This window comes from Marinobacter gudaonensis (assembly GCF_900115175.1).
GTDB lineage: Bacteria > Pseudomonadota > Gammaproteobacteria > Pseudomonadales > Oleiphilaceae > Marinobacter > Marinobacter gudaonensis.
Map to the genome: position 1 here is coordinate 187,265 of NZ_FOYV01000001.1, position 18,879 is coordinate 206,143.

16 protein-coding genes are annotated in these 18,879 nt (G+C 59.2%); 14 read left to right on the forward strand and 2 right to left on the reverse strand.

Annotated features, from left to right (window positions below):
• Positions 1-75 precede the first annotated feature (75 nt).
• Entirely contained in the window at positions 76-1,350 is a 1,275-nt protein-coding gene (gltA, locus tag BM344_RS00930; RefSeq protein ID WP_091984954.1) for a citrate synthase, read from the reverse strand.
• 512 nt (positions 1,351-1,862) lie between these two features.
• Here gltA and sdhC point away from each other — a divergent pair.
• The 13 genes from sdhC to rluB all read left to right on the forward strand — a co-directional run bounded on the left by sdhC (position 1,863) and on the right by rluB (position 16,978).
• Positions 1,863-2,237: a succinate dehydrogenase, cytochrome b556 subunit gene (sdhC, locus tag BM344_RS00935; protein ID WP_091984957.1), complete on the forward strand. Its 375-nt coding sequence runs from the start codon at positions 1,863-1,865 to the stop codon at positions 2,235-2,237.
• A complete protein-coding gene (gene sdhD, locus BM344_RS00940; protein ID WP_091984961.1) occupies positions 2,231-2,575 on the forward strand; it encodes a succinate dehydrogenase, hydrophobic membrane anchor protein in 345 nt (114 codons plus the stop codon). The genes sdhC and sdhD overlap by 7 nt, the downstream gene beginning before the upstream one ends.
• 3 nt (positions 2,576-2,578) lie before the next feature.
• The gene (sdhA, locus tag BM344_RS00945; RefSeq protein ID WP_091984963.1) at positions 2,579-4,351 is read left to right on the forward strand and encodes a succinate dehydrogenase flavoprotein subunit; all 1,773 of its coding nucleotides are present in this window, start codon (positions 2,579-2,581) and stop codon (positions 4,349-4,351) included.
• A gap of 14 nt (positions 4,352-4,365) precedes the next feature.
• The gene (locus tag BM344_RS00950; RefSeq protein ID WP_091984965.1) at positions 4,366-5,070 is read left to right on the forward strand and encodes a succinate dehydrogenase iron-sulfur subunit; all 705 of its coding nucleotides are present in this window, start codon (positions 4,366-4,368) and stop codon (positions 5,068-5,070) included.
• Positions 5,071-5,381: 311 nt separating this feature from the next.
• Positions 5,382-8,216, forward strand: a complete 2,835-nt coding sequence (locus tag BM344_RS00955; protein ID WP_091984968.1) for a 2-oxoglutarate dehydrogenase E1 component — start codon at positions 5,382-5,384, stop codon at positions 8,214-8,216.
• 25 nt (positions 8,217-8,241) lie between these two features.
• Positions 8,242-9,471: a 2-oxoglutarate dehydrogenase complex dihydrolipoyllysine-residue succinyltransferase gene (gene odhB, locus BM344_RS00960; protein WP_091984971.1), complete on the forward strand. Its 1,230-nt coding sequence runs from the start codon at positions 8,242-8,244 to the stop codon at positions 9,469-9,471.
• A 35-nt stretch (positions 9,472-9,506) separates the two neighbouring features.
• Positions 9,507-10,949, forward strand: a complete 1,443-nt coding sequence (gene lpdA, locus BM344_RS00965; RefSeq protein ID WP_091984974.1) for a dihydrolipoyl dehydrogenase — start codon at positions 9,507-9,509, stop codon at positions 10,947-10,949.
• A 36-nt stretch (positions 10,950-10,985) separates the two neighbouring features.
• Positions 10,986-12,152, forward strand: a complete 1,167-nt coding sequence (gene sucC / locus BM344_RS00970; RefSeq protein ID WP_091984976.1) for an ADP-forming succinate--CoA ligase subunit beta — start codon at positions 10,986-10,988, stop codon at positions 12,150-12,152.
• Positions 12,152-13,024: a succinate--CoA ligase subunit alpha gene (gene sucD, locus BM344_RS00975; protein WP_091984979.1), complete on the forward strand. Its 873-nt coding sequence runs from the start codon at positions 12,152-12,154 to the stop codon at positions 13,022-13,024. The genes sucC and sucD overlap by 1 nt, the downstream gene beginning before the upstream one ends.
• Before the next feature lie 120 nt (positions 13,025-13,144).
• On the forward strand, positions 13,145-14,359 hold the full coding sequence (locus BM344_RS00980; protein WP_091984982.1) for a tryptophan--tRNA ligase: 1,215 nt from the start codon (positions 13,145-13,147) through the stop codon (positions 14,357-14,359).
• A gap of 68 nt (positions 14,360-14,427) precedes the next feature.
• Entirely contained in the window at positions 14,428-15,261 is an 834-nt protein-coding gene (locus BM344_RS00985) for a segregation and condensation protein A (protein ID WP_091990646.1), read from the forward strand.
• Positions 15,262-15,305: 44 nt separating this feature from the next.
• Positions 15,306-15,962, forward strand: coding sequence for an SMC-Scp complex subunit ScpB (gene scpB / locus BM344_RS00990; protein WP_091984984.1), 657 nt, complete (start codon positions 15,306-15,308; stop codon positions 15,960-15,962).
• A gap of 38 nt (positions 15,963-16,000) precedes the next feature.
• Positions 16,001-16,978: a 23S rRNA pseudouridine(2605) synthase RluB gene (gene rluB / locus BM344_RS00995; protein WP_091984987.1), complete on the forward strand. Its 978-nt coding sequence runs from the start codon at positions 16,001-16,003 to the stop codon at positions 16,976-16,978.
• Between the two features lie 3 nt (positions 16,979-16,981).
• On the opposite strand, the gene BM344_RS01000 is transcribed toward rluB, so the two are convergent.
• Positions 16,982-17,908 (reverse strand): GGDEF domain-containing protein, encoded by a 927-nt coding sequence (locus tag BM344_RS01000; RefSeq protein ID WP_091984990.1) that lies wholly within the window; start codon positions 17,906-17,908, stop codon positions 16,982-16,984.
• 286 nt (positions 17,909-18,194) lie between these two features.
• On the opposite strand from BM344_RS01000, the gene BM344_RS01005 reads away from it, so the two are divergent.
• Positions 18,195-18,878, forward strand: coding sequence for a GntR family transcriptional regulator (locus BM344_RS01005; protein WP_091984993.1), 684 nt, complete (start codon positions 18,195-18,197; stop codon positions 18,876-18,878).
• The last annotated feature ends 1 nt before the right edge of the window (position 18,879 follow it).

Here is an 18,879-nt window from a genome sequence, read left to right on the forward strand (position 1 = left end):
ATCTGGCGCGGAAAAAAGAAAAGGCCGCTGATCTCAGCGGCCTTTTCTGTTCAACCCGGTGTGCCCTGAAGGCAATCAGCTCTGGGGATAGTCCCGCTTGTCTGAACCGGTGTAGAGCTGGCGCGGACGGCCGATGCGGTAGTTGCCGCTGACCATTTCGTTCCAGTGAGAGAACCAGCCGATGGTGCGGGCCATCGCGAAGATCACTGTGAACATGGAGGTCGGGATGCCAATCGCCTTCAAAATGATGCCGGAGTAGAAGTCGACGTTCGGGTACAGCTTGCGCTCCACGAAATACTCGTCTTCCAGCGCGATCTTCTCCAGGCGCTGGGCGATCTTGAGCAGCGGATCGTTTTCCAGGCCCAGTTCCTGCAGCACTTCGTGGGCAGTCTCGCGCATCACCTTGGCACGCGGATCGAAGTTCTTGTAAACGCGGTGACCAAAGCCCATCAGGCGGAACGGGTCGTCCTTGTCCTTGGCCTTGGCAATGAACTTCTCGATGTTGGCTTCGTCGCCGATTTCCGCGAGCATGTCCAGAACCGCTTCGTTGGCACCGCCGTGTGCCGGGCCCCACAGGGCGGCAATGCCGGAGGCGATACACGCGTACGGGTTGGCGCCGGTTGAGCCCGCCAGGCGTACGGTGGAGGTGGACGCATTCTGTTCGTGGTCTGCGTGCAGGATGAAAATCTTGTCCATGGCCTTGGCCAGGATCGGGTTCGGCTTGTACTCCTCACAGGGCACGCCGAACATCATCTGCAGGAAGTTCTCGGAGTAGGACAGATCATTGCGCGGGTACATGAACGGCTGACCCAGGCTGTACTTGTAACACCAGGCCGCGATGGTCGGCATCTTGGCAATCAGGCGGTGGGCCGTGATCTGGCGCTGGGTTTCGTCGGTCACGTCCATCTGGTCGTGGTAGAACGCAGACAGGGCGCCCACCACGCCGCACATGATGGCCATCGGGTGCGCATCACGGCGGAAGCCGTTGAAGAAATTGCGCATCTGGTCGTGCAGCATGGTGTGGTTTTTGATGGTCTCGTGGAACTTGCGGTTTTCCTCGGCGCTCGGCAGTTCGCCGTTCAGCAGCAGATAGCAGACTTCGAGATAGTCGGAGTGATCGGCGAGCTGGTCAATAGGGTAGCCGCGATGAAGGAGAACGCCGTTTGCGCCGTCGATGTAGGTGATGGCTGATTCGCAGGCGGCCGTGGAAACGAATCCCGGATCGTAGGTGAATACGCCTTCCTGGACCAGGCCTCGTACGTCAATAACGTCAGGGCCGACGGTGCCGGAGTAGATCGGTAGCTCAATGGACTTGTCCCCCACCGAGAGCGTGGCTTTCCTGTCGGTCATGGTGCTCTCCTATTTATCAGCTTTGACAGCTTTATCTACATGGTTATAGATGCGCATAAAGTCTGGGCCGTTCCCGCTGCACAGACTCATGGAAGGCGCGTATTATCGCAAAACTGGCGGCAAAATATAGGGCGTTGGCTTTTTTTGTCAATGGAAGGGGCGGGAAAAGTCAGAATTTGACATAGGTTGTAAATGAGGGATATCACCCATAATGCACGCTGTGGGTACCAAAAGGAGTTGTCAATCATCCTTATAGCTGGCTTAACCCTCTGAAATACCCGGCCCCGTGCGGCCTTGCAGGTTTGTAATTGCTTAGCCTACTCCTTATAATCCGTAGCCCGGAAATGGGGGAACGTCCGGGCTCAACCTGTCTATAGCGGGTTTCCGGTAAGCCTTGCACCCTTCCGAGCCAATCATGCGTCGGCGCTGTGTTGACGTACTGATCCTTACATACCAACCATCCGCACCCGGTTTTCCGGTCCCGCGGAACCAAGAGAGAGTGTGAGAGCGCTGTGAATAGCAAACGACCAGTAAATCTCGATCTCGGCAAGTTTCATTTTCCGCTGCCAGCCATTACGTCCATATTGCACCGTATCAGCGGCATCATCATTTTTGTTGGTGTTGCGTTCATGCTTTACGGGCTTCAGCTTTCCCTGTCCGGGGAAGAGGGCTTCAGCCGCGTAAGTGAACTGCTGGACAGCTTCCTTGCCAAGCTGATTATCTGGGGCATCTTGTCTGCTCTGCTGTACCACCTGGTGGCAGGTATCAAGCACCTGTTGATGGATATGGGCATTGGTGAAGAGCTTGAGAGCGGCCGCCTCGCCTCGAAGATCACGATTGTGGTTTCCGTCATTCTCATCGTTCTGGCAGGAGTCTGGGTATGGTAAACAGCGTCACGAACCTGGGTCGCAGCGGTGTCTACGACTGGCTGATCCAGCGGGTAACGGCCTACGTACTTGCTTTGTATACAATTTTTCTTCTTGGTTTTCTGTTGACCTCGGACGTCAACTACGACACCTGGAATGCGTTGTTCAACCAGACCTGGTTCCGCATCTTCACTCTCATGGCACTGCTTTCCATTGGCGCGCACGCCTGGGTGGGGCTCTGGACGGTAACCACTGACTACATCAAGGCCATGGGTCCGAGGTTCGTCGTGCAGGCGGCGTGTGGGCTGACCATGTTCGTTTATGTGGTCTGGGGCATTCAGATTCTTTGGGGGCTTTAATCGATGGCAAATATCAAGACCATGTCCTTTGACGCGATCGTGATCGGCGGCGGCGGTGCCGGTATGCGTGCTGCCCTCCAGCTGACCGAGTCAGGCGTCGACACCGCGTGTATCACCAAGGTTTTCCCGACCCGCTCTCACACCGTTTCCGCCCAGGGCGGTATCACCTGCGCGATTGCCAGTGCCGACCCGAACGATGACTGGCGTTGGCATATGTATGATACCGTCAAGGGGTCAGATTACATTGGTGACCAGGACGCCATCGAGTACATGTGTTCTGTTGGTCCCCAGGCGGTCTTCGAACTGGAGCACATGGGTCTGCCGTTCTCCCGTACCGAGCAGGGCCGTATCTACCAGCGTCCGTTCGGCGGTCAGTCCAAGGATTACGGTAAGGGTGGTCAGGCCGCCCGTACCTGTGCCGCCGCCGACCGTACCGGTCATGCGCTGCTGCACACTCTCTACCAGGCCAACCTCAAGGGCGGCACCACCTTCCTGAACGAATGGTACGCGGTGGATCTGGTCAAAAACGGTAAAGACGAAGTGGTCGGCGTTGTGGCGATCGAGATCGAAACCGGCGAAGTGGCTTACGTCAAGTCCAAGGCCACGGTGCTGGCCACCGGTGGTGCTGGCCGTATCTACGCCTCCACCACTAACGCTCTGATCAACACCGGCGACGGTATCGGCATGGCGCTGCGCGCCGGCTTCCCGGTGCAGGACATGGAAATGTGGCAGTTCCACCCGACCGGTATTCACGGCGCGGGCACCCTGGTGACCGAAGGTTGTCGGGGTGAGGGCGGTTACCTGATCAACTCCGAAGGCGAGCGGTTCATGGAGCGCTATGCTCCGAACGCCAAGGATCTCGCTGGCCGTGACGTAGTGGCCCGCTCCATGGTGATCGAGATACTGGAAGGCCGCGGCTGCGGTCCCGACAAGGATCACGTGCTGCTGAAGCTGGACCACCTGGGTGAAGAGACCCTGAACCTGCGTCTGCCGGGTATCTGTGAGCTGTCGCGCACCTTTGCGCATGTGGATCCGGTGAAAGAGCCGATCCCGGTTGTGCCGACCTGCCACTATATGATGGGCGGTATCCCGACCAATGTGGGTGGCCAGGCCCTGACCCAGGATGAAAACGGCAACGACAAGCCGATCCCCGGCCTGTTCGCCTGTGGCGAAGCCGCCTGCGTATCGGTCCACGGCGCCAACCGTCTGGGCGGCAACTCGCTGCTCGACCTGGTGGTCTTCGGCCGCGCGGCCGGTCTGCACATCGAGGAGCAGCTGCGTGGTGGCTTCGAGGTGGACGGCGCCAGCGAAGACGATATCAAGCGTGCCATGGCGCGTCTCGACCGTCTCAACAGTGCCTCTGAGGGTGAAAGCGTTGCAGAGGTCCGCAAGGATCTCCAGAACTGCATGCAGCTGTACTTCGGCGTGTTCCGTGACGGCAAGAGCATGGAGGAAGGTCTCAAGAAGCTGGAAGCCATCGGTGAGCGGGTTCGCAAGACCAAGCTGGCCGACACCAGCAGCGCCTTCAACACGGCGCGGATTGAAGCGCTGGAGCTTGATAACCTGTACGAAGTGGCCCTGGCCACTGCCGTGTCCGCCTTCGAGCGTAAGGAAAGTCGTGGTGCTCACGCCCGTAACGACTTCACCGAGCGTGACGATGAAAACTGGCTGAAGCACTCCATGTACTTCCCGCTGGACAAGCGTGTTGGCAAGCGAGATGTAAACTTCGCGCCGAAGACCGTGGACAAGTTTGAGCCGAAGATCCGGACTTACTAAGGGGGACGCCGAAAATGTTAGTAAGCCTTTATCGTTACAACCCGGAAACCGACAACGCGCCCTATATGCAGGACGTGGACCTGGAGCTTCCGGAAGGCAAGGATCTGATGGTTCTGGATGTCCTGAACCTGATCAAGGAGCGCGATCCTTCCATGGCCTACCGTCGCTCCTGCCGTGAAGGCGTGTGCGGATCCGACGGCATGAACATGAACGGCAAGAACGGCCTGGCGTGCATCACGCCGGTGTCGCAGGTTGTTAAGAACAACAAGCTGGTTCTGCGTCCGCTGCCGGGCCTGCCGGTCATCCGTGACCTGGTGGTCGACATGAGCCTCTTCTACAAGCAGTACGAGAAGGTCATGCCGTACCTCGTCAACGACAAGCCGGCACCGGCCATCGAGCGGCTGCAGTCGCCTGAGGACCGGGAGAAGCTTGATGGCCTGTACGAGTGTATCCTGTGCGCCTGTTGCTCTACCTCCTGCCCGTCGTTCTGGTGGAATCCGGACAAGTTTGTGGGGCCTGCCGGTCTGCTGCAGGCGTACCGGTTCCTCGCGGACAGCCGGGATACCGCCCAGGAAGAGCGTCTGGCCAACCTGGACGACCCGTTCAGCGTGTTCCGCTGCCGGGGTATCATGAACTGTGTCAGTGTCTGCCCGAAAGGCCTGAACCCCACAAGGGCTATCGGCCACATTCGGAATCTTCTGCTGCAACGGGCTACTTAAGCGGCAGGATTGACGACAGACGCTATACTGTTCTGACCAGAGTTGTACCCGGAAGGCCCCGCAAATTGCGGGGTCTTCAACGAAAGGCTTATAGTCAAAAGTCTTACCCGGGTGCACACTACGCAAGCCGTGGCGGGAACTTATAAAGTTTTCACCCAGTTTGCTGAGCACAAAAACCACCGGGGAAAGGAAAACATCCAATGTCGGGTGTGGTGGCCAAAGTCGATCCCGTAAAAACCCGTATTGACTGAGATATACCCCTGGCCGACCATATCGGGCTCCCCGCACCAGCCCAAGGTGAGCTATTCAAGATGCATGAAAGCATAATGGAGCAGTTATGGCAGACTTCCCACCTGCAGGGTGGAAATCTGGCCTATGTTGAACAGCTTTTCGAAACCTACCTGACCGACCCGAACGCCGTACCTGAAGAGTGGCGCAGCTATTTCGACAAACTCCCCAGTGTCGATGGCTACCACGGCCGCGATATTGTCCACTCTTCCATCCGCGAACAATTCGAACACATTTCCCGCAACCAACGTTTCCTCGCCAGCGGCGTCCCTGCCAGCGTCACCTCCGACGCCGATAGAAAGCAGATTCGCGTTCTCCAGCTGATTAACGCGTTCCGTTTCCGCGGGCATCAGGAAGCAAAGCTGGATCCGCTGGGTGTCTGGCAGCGTCCACAGGTTGAAGATCTGGATCCGTCGTTCCACGAGCTTTCGTCATCCGATTACGACCTCGAATTCCAGACCGGGTCACTGAATTTCGGCTCCGAGACCATGAAGCTCGGCGACATTGTTTCGGGCCTGCGTCAGACCTATTGCGAGAGCATCGGCGCCGAATACATGCACGTGGTGGATACCCGCATCAAGCGCTGGTTCCAGCAGCGCATGGAGCCCGTACGTTCGCGCCCCGAGTACGAGCCTGCCACCCGCAAGCACATCCTTGAGCGACTGACTGCCGCTGAAGGTCTCGAGAAATACCTCGGCTCCCGGTACCCGGGTGTCAAGCGGTTTGGTCTGGAAGGCGGCGAGAGCCTGATTCCTTGCCTGGACGAGTTGATCCAGCGGGCGGGTTCCTACGGCGCGAAAGAAATCGTTCTGGGCATGGCGCACCGTGGCCGACTGAACGTGCTGGTTAACACCCTTGGCAAGAATCCCCGGGAACTCTTTGACGAGTTTGAGGGCAAGAAGCTGGCGGATTCCGGCTCCGGTGACGTGAAATACCACCAGGGCTTCTCGTCCAACGTGATGACCCCGGGTGGAGAAGTGCATCTGGCCATGGCGTTCAACCCGTCGCACCTGGAGATCGTATCGCCGGTTGTCGAGGGTTCGGTTCGCGCCCGTCAGACCCGCCGTAATGACGAAGACGGCAGCAAGGTAGTGCCGATCATCATGCACGGCGACGCGGCCTTTGCCGGTCAGGGCGTGGTGATGGAAACCTTCCAGATGTCCCAGACCCGGGGCTTCGGCGTGGGCGGTACCATCCACATTGTGATCAACAACCAGGTCGGCTTTACCACCAGCAAGCAGGAAGATGCCCGGTCTACCGAGTACTGCACCGACGTGGCAAAGATGGTTCAGGCGCCGATCCTGCACGTTAACGCCGACGATCCGGAAGCGGTGATGTTCGTGACCCAGATGGCCATGGATTACCGCAACGAGTTCAAGAACGACGTGGTGATCGATCTGGTCTGCTACCGTCGTCGTGGTCACAACGAGGCGGACGAGCCGGCGGCAACCCAGCCGGTCATGTACGACAAGATCCGCAAGCTCAAGACCACCCGCAATCTGTACGTGGATCAGTTGGTTGAAGCCGGTGTGATCACCGAGGAAGAAGCCAAGCAGATGGAGAACGACTACCGCGATGCGCTCGACAACGGCGATCACGTGGTCAAGTCCTTGGTCAAGGAGCCCAACAAGGAACTCTACGTTGACTGGACTCCCTACCTCGGTCACGAATGGACGGCCAAGTGCAAGTCCAGCGTGGCATTGAAGACTATCCAGAAGCTCGGTAAAAAGCTGACCTCGGTGCCCGAAGGGTTCAGTATCCAGCGCCAGGTTGCGAAGATCGTCTCTGACCGCGAGAAGATGACCGCCGGCGCGCTGCCGATCAACTGGGGTTACGGTGAGGTGATGGCCTACGCCACCCTGCTCAACGAGGGGCACCCGATCCGGATTACCGGCCAGGACGTGGGCCGTGGCACCTTCTCGCACCGCCACGCGGTACTGCACAACCAGAAGGACGGTTCCACCCACATCGCCCTGGAACAGATTGCCGACGATCAGCCGAAATTCGAGATCTACGACTCGCTGCTCTCGGAAGAGGCGGTCATGGCGTTCGAATACGGCTATGCCACCACGTCTCCGAGCGGCCTGGTGGTCTGGGAAGCCCAGTTTGGCGATTTCGCTAACGGTGCGCAGGTGGTTATCGACCAGTTCCTCACCAGTGGTGAACATAAGTGGGGCCGCCTGTGCGGTCTGACGCTGCTGCTGCCGCACGGCTACGAAGGGCAGGGCCCGGAACACAGTTCCGCGCGTCTCGAGCGGTTCCTGCAACTGTGTGCCGAACACAACATTCAGGTCTGCGTGCCCACCACGCCGTCCCAGGTGTTCCACATGCTCCGTCGACAGGTCAAGCGCCCGCTGCGCAAGCCGCTGGTGGCAATCACGCCCAAGAGCCTGTTGCGGCATAAGGAAGCCACGTCGGATCTGGACGATCTGACCACCGGCACCTTCAAGACCGTTCTGCCAGAGAAAGAGCCGTCGGATCCCAAGAAGGTCACTCGCCTGATCCTGTGCTCTGGCAAGGTGTACTTTGATCTGCTGGAAAAGAAAAAGTCCGATGAACGCGACGACGTTGCGATTGTCCGGATCGAGCAACTGTACCCGTTCCCGGCCGACGATCTGGATGAGCTTCTGAGCCACTACTCCAAGCTCAAGCACGTGGTCTGGTGCCAGGAAGAGCCGATGAACCAGGGTGCCTGGTACTGCAGCCAGCATCACATGCGCAACGCACTGCATCGCCTGAACCCCAAGCTGTACCTTCAGTACGCCGGTCGTGACGCTTCTGCTGCTCCCGCCTGTGGCCATATGTCGGTCCACATTGAAGAGCAGAAGAAACTGGTTAACGACGCGTTTGAAATTTGACGAGCTACCGAACTAAGGATCTGTAATGTCAACTGAGATTAAAGCCCCCGTTTTCCCGGAGTCGGTCGCAGAGGGTACTGTTGCGACCTGGCACAAGCAGCCCGGTGAAGCCTGTTCACGCGATGAACTGATTGTCGATATCGAAACCGACAAGGTGGTTCTTGAGGTGGTTGCGCCGGCGGATGGCGTGATTGAGGAAATCATCAAGAACGAAGGCGATACCGTCGAAAGCGGTGAGGTAGTCGGCAAGTTCAAGGAAGGCGCTGCGGGTGAGTCCAAGCCTGCCGAAGGCAATAAAGAAGAAAGCAAGGCCGAAGCGCCCAAGGAAGAGGCCAAGAGCGAGGCTTCCTCCGGTGAGGCGATCCTGAGCCCGGCCGCGCGCAAGCTGGCCGAAGAGAACAACGTCGATCCCAACGCCATCAAGGGCACCGGCAAAGACGGCCGTGTGACCAAGGAAGACGTGCAGAACCACGTGGACAGCGCCAAGTCCTCCGGTGGTGCCTCTGCGCCCAAGTCGACGGCCGGCATGCCGGAAGTGAACGTTGCCCAGGGTGAGCGCCCCGAGAAGCGGGTACCCATGACCCGTCTGCGCGCCAGCATTGCCAAGCGCCTGGTGGACGCCCAGCAGACCGCGGCCATGCTGACCACCTTCAACGAAGTGAACATGGCGCCGATCATGGAGCTGCGCAAGCAGTACCAGGACAGCTTTGTGAAGCGTCACGGCATCAAGCTGGGCTTCATGTCTTTCTTCACCAAGGCCGCCACTGAAGCCCTGAAGCGCTTCCCGGCGGTGAATGCCTCCATTGATGGCAACGACATGGTGTACCACGGCTATCAGGACATCGGCGTGGCGGTATCCACCGATCGCGGCCTGGTGGTTCCGGTTCTGCGTGATTCGGACGCCATGGGCCTGGCCGACATCGAGAAGAAGATCGTCGAGTACGGCACCAAGGCGAAAGAAGGCAAGCTGGCCATCGAAGACATGACCGGCGGTACCTTTACCATTACCAACGGTGGCATTTTCGGGTCGCTGATCTCCACGCCGATCCTGAACCCGCCGCAGACAGCCATCCTGGGCATGCACAAGATCCAGGAGCGTCCGATGGCCGTCAACGGCAAGGTGGAAATCCTGCCGATGATGTACCTGGCACTGTCTTACGACCACCGGATGATCGATGGCAAGGAAGCGGTGCAGTTCCTCGTTGCCATCAAGGAAATGCTTGAGGACCCGGCACGTATTCTGCTGGACGTCTGAGCCGACCTTTAACGAATCGGAAAACGGGATTAATTATGTCTGATAAGTACGACGTCATTGTCATTGGTGCGGGCCCGGGGGGCTATGTTGCGGCCATCAAGGCGGCCCAGCTTGGTCTCAAGACCGCGTGTGTTGAATCCTGGACTTCCAAAGACGGCAAGTCCCAGGTTCTCGGCGGCACCTGTCTGAACGTGGGCTGTATTCCGTCCAAGGCGCTGCTGGAGATTTCCCACAAGTTTGAGGAAACCACCCACGACTACGAGATGCAGGGCATCATCGCCAAGGATGTCAAGATGGACATCGGCAAGATGATGGAGCGCAAGGGCGGCATCGTTAAGCAGCTGACCGGCGGCATTGCCGGTCTGTTCAAGTCCAACGGCGTGACCTCCATCCACGGCCACGGCAAGCTGCTCGCCGGCCGCAAGGTGGAAGTGACCGACAAGGACGGCAAAACCAAGACTTACGAGGCCGAGAACGTGATTCTGGCCACCGGCTCCAAGCCGATCCAGATTCCGCCCGCGCCGTTTGACGGCGAATACATCGTCGATTCCGAAGGCGCCCTGGAGTTCACCGAAGTGCCCAAGCGCCTCGGTGTAATCGGTGCCGGCGTTATCGGTCTTGAACTGGGCAGCGTATGGGCTCGCCTGGGCTCCGAGGTAACGGTTCTGGAAGCCGTGGACACCTTCTTGCCCGCGGTCGACCAGCAGGTTGCCAAGGATGCTCTCAAGCAGTTCCAGAAGCAGGGCCTGAACATTGTCATGGGCGCCCGTATGACCGGCGCTGAAGTCAAGCGCAAACTGGTCAACGTGACCTATGAAGATTCCAAGGGCAAGCAAGAAGCCAAGTTTGACAAGCTGATTGTTGCCGTTGGCCGTCGTCCGTACACCGATAACCTGCTGTCCGAGGATTCCGGTGTTCAGATGGACGAGCGCGGTTTCATCTTCGTGGATGACAACTGCAAGACCGAGGCCCCGGGTGTCTGGGCCATCGGTGACGTGGTGCGTGGCCCGATGCTGGCCCACAAGGCGTCTGAAGAAGGCATCATGGTTGCCGAGCGTATTGCCGGGCACAAGCCCCAGGTCAATTACGACTGCATCCCGAACGTGATCTACACCTCTCCGGAAGTGGCCTGGGTCGGCAAGACCGAAGAGCAGCTCAAGGCCGAGGGTGAGGAATACAATGTAGGTACGTTCCCGTTTGCCGCCAATGGTCGTGCCATGGCCGCAAACTCGGCGGCTGGCCTGGTCAAGATCATCGCGGACGCGAAGACTGACCGCATCGTCGGTTTTCATGTAGTTGGTCCCCAGGCCTCTGAAATCGTTGCCCAGGGCGTGATCGCCATGGAATTCGGTTCCAGCGCCGAAGATCTGGCCCTGACCTGCTTTGCACACCCGACTCTGTCAGAGTCCGTGCACGAAGCAGCGCTGGCCGTCGGTGGTGGCGCGATTCACATCGCCAACCGCCGCAAGAAGAAGTAACGCAAACCAGGAATTCTTTAATTCGGGACATTAACTATGAATTTGCACGAATATCAGGGCAAACAGCTTTTTGCTGAATATGGCCTGCCGGTATCCAAGGGCGTTGCCTGTGACACGCCAAAGGAAGCGGTTGCGGCCGCCGACGAAATCGGCGGTGACGGCTGGGTGGTCAAGGCCCAGGTTCACGCAGGTGGCCGTGGCAAGGCTGGCGGTGTAAAGCTGGTCAAGAGCAAAGACGAGATCCGTGAGTTTGCCGAGAAGTGGCTGGGCAAGAACCTGGTGACCTACCAGACCGACGAGAAAGGCCAGCCGGTCAGCAAGATTCTGGTTGAATCCCTCACCGACATCCAGGAAGAACTGTACCTGGGCGCGGTTGTTGACCGCGGTACCCGCCGCATCGTGTTCATGGCGTCTACCGAAGGCGGCGTGGAGATCGAGAAGGTTGCTGAAGAGACTCCGGAAAAGATCCTGAAGGCCGAGATCGATCCGCTGGTTGGCGCACAGCCGTACCAGGGTCGCGAGCTGGCATTCAAGCTGGGCCTGGAAGGCAAGCAGATCGGTCAGTTCACCAAGATTTTCCTGGGCCTGGCCAAGCTGTTTGAAGAGTGCGACCTGGCTCTGGTAGAGATCAACCCGCTGGTTATCACCCCGGCCGGCGACCTGCACTGCCTGGACGCCAAGGTAGGTGTTGACGGTAACGCACTGTACCGCCAGAAGAAGATCCACGAGATGCACGATCCCTCCCAGGAAGATTCCCGGGAAGCGGAAGCGGCCAAGTGGGAACTCAACTACGTGGCGCTTGAAGGCAACATCGGCTGTATGGTCAATGGTGCCGGCCTGGCCATGGGTACCATGGACATCATCAAACTGTCCGGTGGCCAGCCGGCCAACTTCCTGGACGTTGGCGGCGGTGCCACCAAAGAGCGTGTATCCGAAGCGTTCAAGATCATCCTGTCTGACTCCAACGTCAAGGCGGTTCTGGTCAACATCTTCGGTGGTATCGTTCGTTGCGACATGATCGCGGAGGGCATCATCGGTGCCGTGAAGGAAGTGGGTGTGAAAGTACCTGTTGTGGTTCGTCTTGAAGGCAACAACGCTGAGAAGGGTACCCAGGTACTCGCCGACAGCGGTCTGAACATCATTGCCGCCACCAGTCTGTCGAATGCGGCAGAGCAAGTCGTTAAAGCCGCAGGGGGTAAATAATGAGCATCCTGATTAACAAAGACACCAAGGTTATCTGTCAGGGCTTTACCGGCGCGCAGGGCACCTTCCACTCCGAGCAAGCCATTGCCTACGGAACCAAGATGGTCGGCGGCGTAAGCCCGGGCAAGGGCGGTACCGAGCACCTGGGTCTGCCGGTGTTCAACACCGTGCGCGACGCGGTTGAAGCAACCGGTGCGGAAGCTACCGTGATCTACGTACCGGCGCCGTTCTGTAAGGACGCCATCATCGAAGCGGCCGATGCAGGCATTCAGCTGATCGTCTGCATCACCGAAGGCATCCCCACCATCGACATGCTCTACGCGAAGGAATACGTGGATCGCAAGGGCGTGCGGATGATTGGTCCGAACTGTCCGGGCGTGATCACTCCGGACGAGTGCAAGATCGGCATCATGCCGGGTCACATCCACAAGAAGGGCAAGGTGGGCATCGTGTCCCGCTCCGGTACCCTGACCTACGAAGCGGTCAAGCAGACCACGGACTTCGGCTACGGCCAGTCTACCTGCGTGGGCATTGGTGGTGACCCGATTCCGGGCTCCAACTTCATCGACATCCTGAAGCTGCTGCAGGAAGACCCTGAAACCGAAGCGATCGTGATGATTGGTGAGATTGGCGGTACCGCTGAAGAAGAAGCGGCTGCCTTCATCAAGGAAAACGTCACCAAGCCGGTGGTTTCCTACATTGCCGGCGTAACAGCGCCTCCTGGCAAGCGTATGGGCCACGCCGGTGCAATCATCTCCGGCGGTAAGGGCACCGCAGACGAGAAGTTTGCGGCTCTTAACGACGCCGGTGTTAAAACCGTGCGCAGCCTGGCCGAGATCGGCAAGGCACTGAAGGAAGTCACTGGCTGGTAAGCTGCCTTTCTTTCAGGAAAAACCCCCGTTTCTGCCCTGCAGAGCGGGGGTTTTTTATTTATAATGCCGGGTCGCCTGGACTATGATGGCGGTTCCGATACCAAATAAGGAGTTCGTGCTTTGAGTTCTGTAGATTCCCAGCAACGGGTTTTGTCCGGCATGCGTCCGACCGGCAAGCTTCACCTAGGTCACTACCACGGTGTCCTGAAAAACTGGGTGAAACTCCAGCATGAATTCGAATGCTTTTTCTTTGTGGCCGACTGGCACGCGTTGACCACCAATTACGACGATCCCTCCGGTATTGAACAGAGTGTCTGGGACATGGTCATCGACTGGCTGGCCGCGGGTGTCAATCCCGGCTCCTCCACCATGTTCATCCAGTCACAGGTACCGGAGCATGCGGAGCTGCACCTGCTGTTGTCCATGATCACCCCTCTGGGCTGGCTGGAGCGAGTTCCTACGTTCAAGGACCAGCAGGAAAAGCTGCGGGAAAAAGACCTGGCCACCTACGGTTTCCTGGGTTATCCGCTGTTGCAGAGCGCGGATATCCTGATCTACCGGGCCGGCAAGGTGCCGGTGGGTGCCGATCAGGTGTCCCACGTGGAGATTACCCGGGAGATTGCCCGCCGTTTCAACCACATCTACGGCAGGGAACCGGGCTTTGAAGAGCAGGCCGAGGGCGCCATCGTCAAGATGGGCAAGAAGAACGCCAAGCTGTACCGCAACCTCAAGAAGCGGTACCAGGAAGAGGGCGATATGGAAGCCCTGGAGACGGCCCGCGCGCTGCTGAAAGAGCAACAGAATATCTCCCTGGGCGATCGTGAGCGCCTGTACGGCTACATCGAGGGCGGCGGCAAGGTCATCCTGCCGGAACCCCAGCCACTGCTGACCCCCGAATCCAAGTTGCCGGGTCTGGACGGTCAGAAGATGTCCAAGTCCTACAACAACTACATTGGCCTGCGTGAAGAGCCGGACAGCGTAGCCCAGAAGATCCGGACCATGCAGACCGATCCCCAGCGGGTACGCCGGACCGACCCGGGCGAGCCCGAGAAGTGCCCGGTCTGGGGAATGCACAAGATCTACTCGGATGCTGAAACCCAGGAATGGGTACAGACCGGATGCCGCAGCGCCGGCATTGGTTGCCTGGACTGCAAGAAACCCCTGATTGACGCGATTATCGAGGAGCAGCGCCCCTTGCATGAGCGGGCGATGGAATACGAGGGTAATCCTGACCTGGTCCATTCGATCCTTCAGGAAGGCCGGGAGCAGGCGCGCGACGCGGCCCGCGATACGCTTGAAGAAGTACGGGCTGCCATGGGGCTGCACTACCGCTGAAGGCCTGATCCACGCTGCAATCGGGGCGCGAGGCGTTCTGGCATGATGCCGTCATGCAGGGAGAAGAGATGACCGACGAATCCACAGAGCAGGTCCGCCCGGAAGCCGGCGAGCCGGCGTCGGATCAGCCGCCGCTGGCCCGGGTGTCCGGCAAGCCGGTGGTGGATCTGCCCAAGGATCTCTACATACCCCCGGATGCGCTGGCGGTGTTCCTCGAGGCCTTCGAAGGCCCCCTGGACCTGTTGCTGTACCTGATCCGTCGCCAGAACATGAATATCCTGGACATCGACGTCAGCGAGATCACGCGGCAGTACATGGATTACATCGGCGCCGTCGAGGCCATGCGCTTCGAACTGGCGGCGGAGTATCTGGTGATGGCCGCCACCCTGGCGGAAATCAAGTCCCGGATGCTTCTGCCCCGTCAGGAAAGTGACGATGAGGAAGAGATCGATCCCCGGGCGGAGCTGATCCGGAGACTGCAACAGTACGAGCGGTTCAAACAGGCGGCCGAGGACATTGACGAGCTGCCACGCATGGAGCGGGACACCTTCGCCGGTTCGGCGGCGCTTCCGAAAATGCCCTCCAGCCAGCCACACCCGGATGTCGATTTGCGGGAGCTGCTGTTGGCGTTGCAGGGCGTTTTGAAGCGTGCCGACCTGTTTACCAGCCACCATGTTGAACGAGAAAAATTGTCGACCCGGGAACGCATGTCCGCGATTCTCTCGGCGCTGCAGGATGACCGGTTTGTGAGCTTCGAAAGCCTGTTTACACCTGAAGAAGGGCGCCTGGGTGTTGTGGTGACCTTTCTGGCCACCCTGGAACTGGTCAAAGAGCAGCTGATAGAGGTGGTGCAGGCAGAAGTGCTCGGGCCGATTCACGTGCGGGCCCGGGCCGCCAGTTGAGACAGCCCCATTCGATGTAAGCCGCGAACCACGGATTGACGACCATGAACGAAGAACATCTTCTCAGAATCCAGGCCATTACCGAGGCAGCCCTGCTGGCGGCAGGCAAGCCGCTGTCGCTGGACCAACTGCGGGACCTGTTCAACGAGGATGAGCGGCCGGCCCGGCAGGTTATGGAGCACGTCATGGTTCTGCTTGAAGCGGCCTGTGAGGGGCGGGGCTTCGAGCTTCGCAAAGTGGCCAGTGGTTATCGCCTGCAGGTCCGCGAAGAGTTCGCGCCCTGGGTAGGCCGACTGTTCGAGGACAAGCCCCAACGGTATTCCCGGGCGCTTCTTGAGACCCTCGCCCTGATTGCCTATCGCCAGCCCATTACCCGAGGCGAGATCGAGGACATTCGGGGCGTTACGGTAAGCAGCAATATCATTCGCACCCTGCTTGAGCGAGAGTGGGTGCGCGTGGTAGGGCACCGGGACGTGCCTGGTCGGCCTGCCATGTACGCAACCACCAAGCAGTTCCTGGATTATTTCAACCTGACAGGGCTGGATCAGATGCCGCCCCTGTCGGAAATCCGGGACCTGGAGGAGATCGGCCGGGAGATTGAAAAGAACATGCAGGCCGAGATCGAATTTGATTCGCCCGGGGCTAAGAACGCTGCCCAGGACGACGGCGATGACGAATCGCCCGGTGAGACACTTCACTGATACCAGACGGGTATCGGACAGAGACTAAGGATTGATTCATGGCGGCAGATCGCCCCGAAAAACCGGCGCGAGCCGGTCAGGATACACTCAGCCATACGGGCCCAGAGCGCGTTCAGAAGCTGCTGGCCCGGGCCGGCGTCGGTTCCCGTCGCGAGGTCGAGGGCTGGATGGAGGCTGGTCGCCTTACCGTAAATGGCCAGCCCGTGAGCCCCGGCCAGAAAGCAACGGTGGCTGACCGGTTCGAACTTGATGGCAAACGCCTCGACGTGGGCGGCGCTGCCGACGTTATGCGTCGTGTGCTCATCTACAACAAGCCCGAGGGCGAGGTGACCACCCGCAAGGACCCCGAGGGGCGGCCGACGGTTTTCGATCGCCTGCCAAGGCTCCGGGAGCATCGCTGGATCTCCATTGGTCGCCTCGATATCAACACCACCGGGCTGGTGCTGTTCACTACCGATGGCGAGCTGGCCAACCGGCTGATGCACCCGTCCAGCCAGATCGACCGGGAATACGCCGTTCGGGTTTTCGGCGAGGTCGACGACGCCATGATTGAACGGCTCCTCGAAGGCGTGTTGCTCGAGGACGGCATGGCGAAATTCTCAGACATTACGCCAGCCGGCGGCAGTGGCATGAATCGTTGGTTCCATGTCACCCTGCTGGAAGGGCGGAATCGGGAAGTGAGGCGCCTCTGGGAGTCACAGGGCGTTCGTGTCAGCCGCCTCAAGCGCGTGCGCTATGGGCCCATTTTCCTGCCTAGTCGATTGACTCTGGGCAAGTGGGAAGAACTGGATCAGAAAGCGGTTGATACCCTCAGCCGGACCGTAGGTCTGGCCCCGGTGGAGATTCCCCAGAAAACGCCGAATGAGCAGGCTGCCCATGACCGGCAGCGCCGAAAGAGCCCCGGGCGGGCTGGCAAGAAGGCTCCGGGCAACAAATGGGCGGTCAGTGATGCACCCCCGGCGAAGCGATCGGGCCGGGCATCCGCAAGGCCGCGGCGACCGTCACCGAAAGGCTGACGGTCAGGAAATACTGGCAAACAGGCGGGTGCAGTTCCGGCCGTGTCTTTTGGCCTGGTACAGGGCGGCATCCGCCCGTGCCACCCAGGCTTGGGTAGACTCTCCGGACAGGCAGGTTGCCACGCCGCAACTGGTGGTAACCTGGAGTTCTTTCTCGCCGGTATCTACCCGAATCGTGGCGATGGCTTCCCGTATTCTCTCCGCCACTTCCCGTGCCGCCAGATCATCGGTGTGTGGCAACAGGATGGCAAATTCCTCACCTCCAAAACGGTAAACGCTGTCAGACGTTCGCACCGAGCGCTCGAGTTCTGTGGCAGCCACCTGCAGCAGATGGTCGCCCACCACGTGGCCGTGGGTGTCGTTGACCGACTTGAAATGGTCCAGATCGCACAAAATCAGTGAGTAGGGCTGGCCGTGGCGCTCTGACAACTGCCCGGCCTGCCTGAGCGCGTCATCCAGGGCCCTCTTGTTAGGAACACCGGTCAGGGAGTCGGTCAGCGATGCCTGTTCGATTGCCGCATACTTGCAGGCATTTCGAATCGGGCAAATGGCGGCGCCCAGAAGAATCTCAATGCCCTCGAGTTCCTGCTCGGTGAACCGGTGGCGCCTCTGCAGAACCAGAGTGCCGTAGCTTACTCCTTCAAGCGCCAGGCGGTACTCGCAACGATGGGGCCCGCCCATGCCGGTTGCGTAAACAAAGTCCTGGTAACCGATACGGTGCCGGTAATTCATCGTGCCAAAGGGCACGATCTCATTGAGTTCCTCGGCAAGTATGGCCAGCTGTTCCTCCAGGGACAGGGTGGTAGCCAACCTGCGGGTGAGCCGAGTGAGCACATCCGATGTGGTGTTCCAGTCCTGATGTGCCTGACGCAGTGCGGCCAGTTTCAGGGGCTGGGAGCTGCGCTCTTGGATTGATGGAATGTGTTTCAAAGTGCTCCCTCTGTCGAGGCTGTAACAAGGCGTTGAACTCTGGAAAAGCAGAAACTGTGCCGATAATTTAAATTACATTAAAACCAATGTGATAGGGTTAGAACCTGATGTGAGTTCTGGATTTAGTCGCGGTTAGGGGAGCGAAGCGTCAAAAACACGGCATGGGATTGCCGCGGTTTGATAAACCGCTGGCAAAATGTCCTGCAAGGGGATGGGGCTGCCGGAACCCTGTGGTAAACTCCTGCGTTTGCAATTGTGCCGTCTGCAGAAGCGAGCGATCCATTCTATGAGGTTTCAGGCCCCGGAAAGTCTGTCCGAACAGATTGCCCAGCATCTTGGGCAGCGAATCATTACGCGGGATCTCAAGCCCGGTGAGCGTATTCAGGAACTCAAGGTAGCCGGCGAACTGAACGTTAGCCGAGGCTCCGTGCGCGAAGCCCTGCTGATTCTGGAGCGCCGGCACCTGATCGAGATATTCCCCCGGCGCGGCGCAGTGGTCTCCAGCCTGACGGTGGACAGCGTCAACAGCCTCTATGACATCTACATCGAGTTGCTGTGCATGCTCGGCAGAAAAGTTCTGGAGCGTCGTTCCGGGAGTGAACTGGGCGGCGTCATGGGACAGGTTCGGGAGGTGCAGGCGGTGATTGATGCCCTGAATGCTCCGGGTGCCGATGCCGCCGAACAGGTGATTGATGCCGGCTTCGGCGTGATGCGCTACGCCTACGGACTGGTGGAAAACCCTTTCCTGGAAGAGACCCTGGAGAACTTTCGCCCCGCCATCAGCCGCACGTACTTTGTGGCCCTGGAGAACTTCCGCGACGAGATCGGCGAAACCGCCACCTTTTTCCGGCAGCTTGCAGAGGCCGCCGTCAGCGATGACATTGGCCGGCTTGAGGCCGTGATCCGGGCATTCGGCGAGCACCAGCGCCAGCAGGTACTGACCATTCTCCATCAGGAAGAGGGCGCCTGAG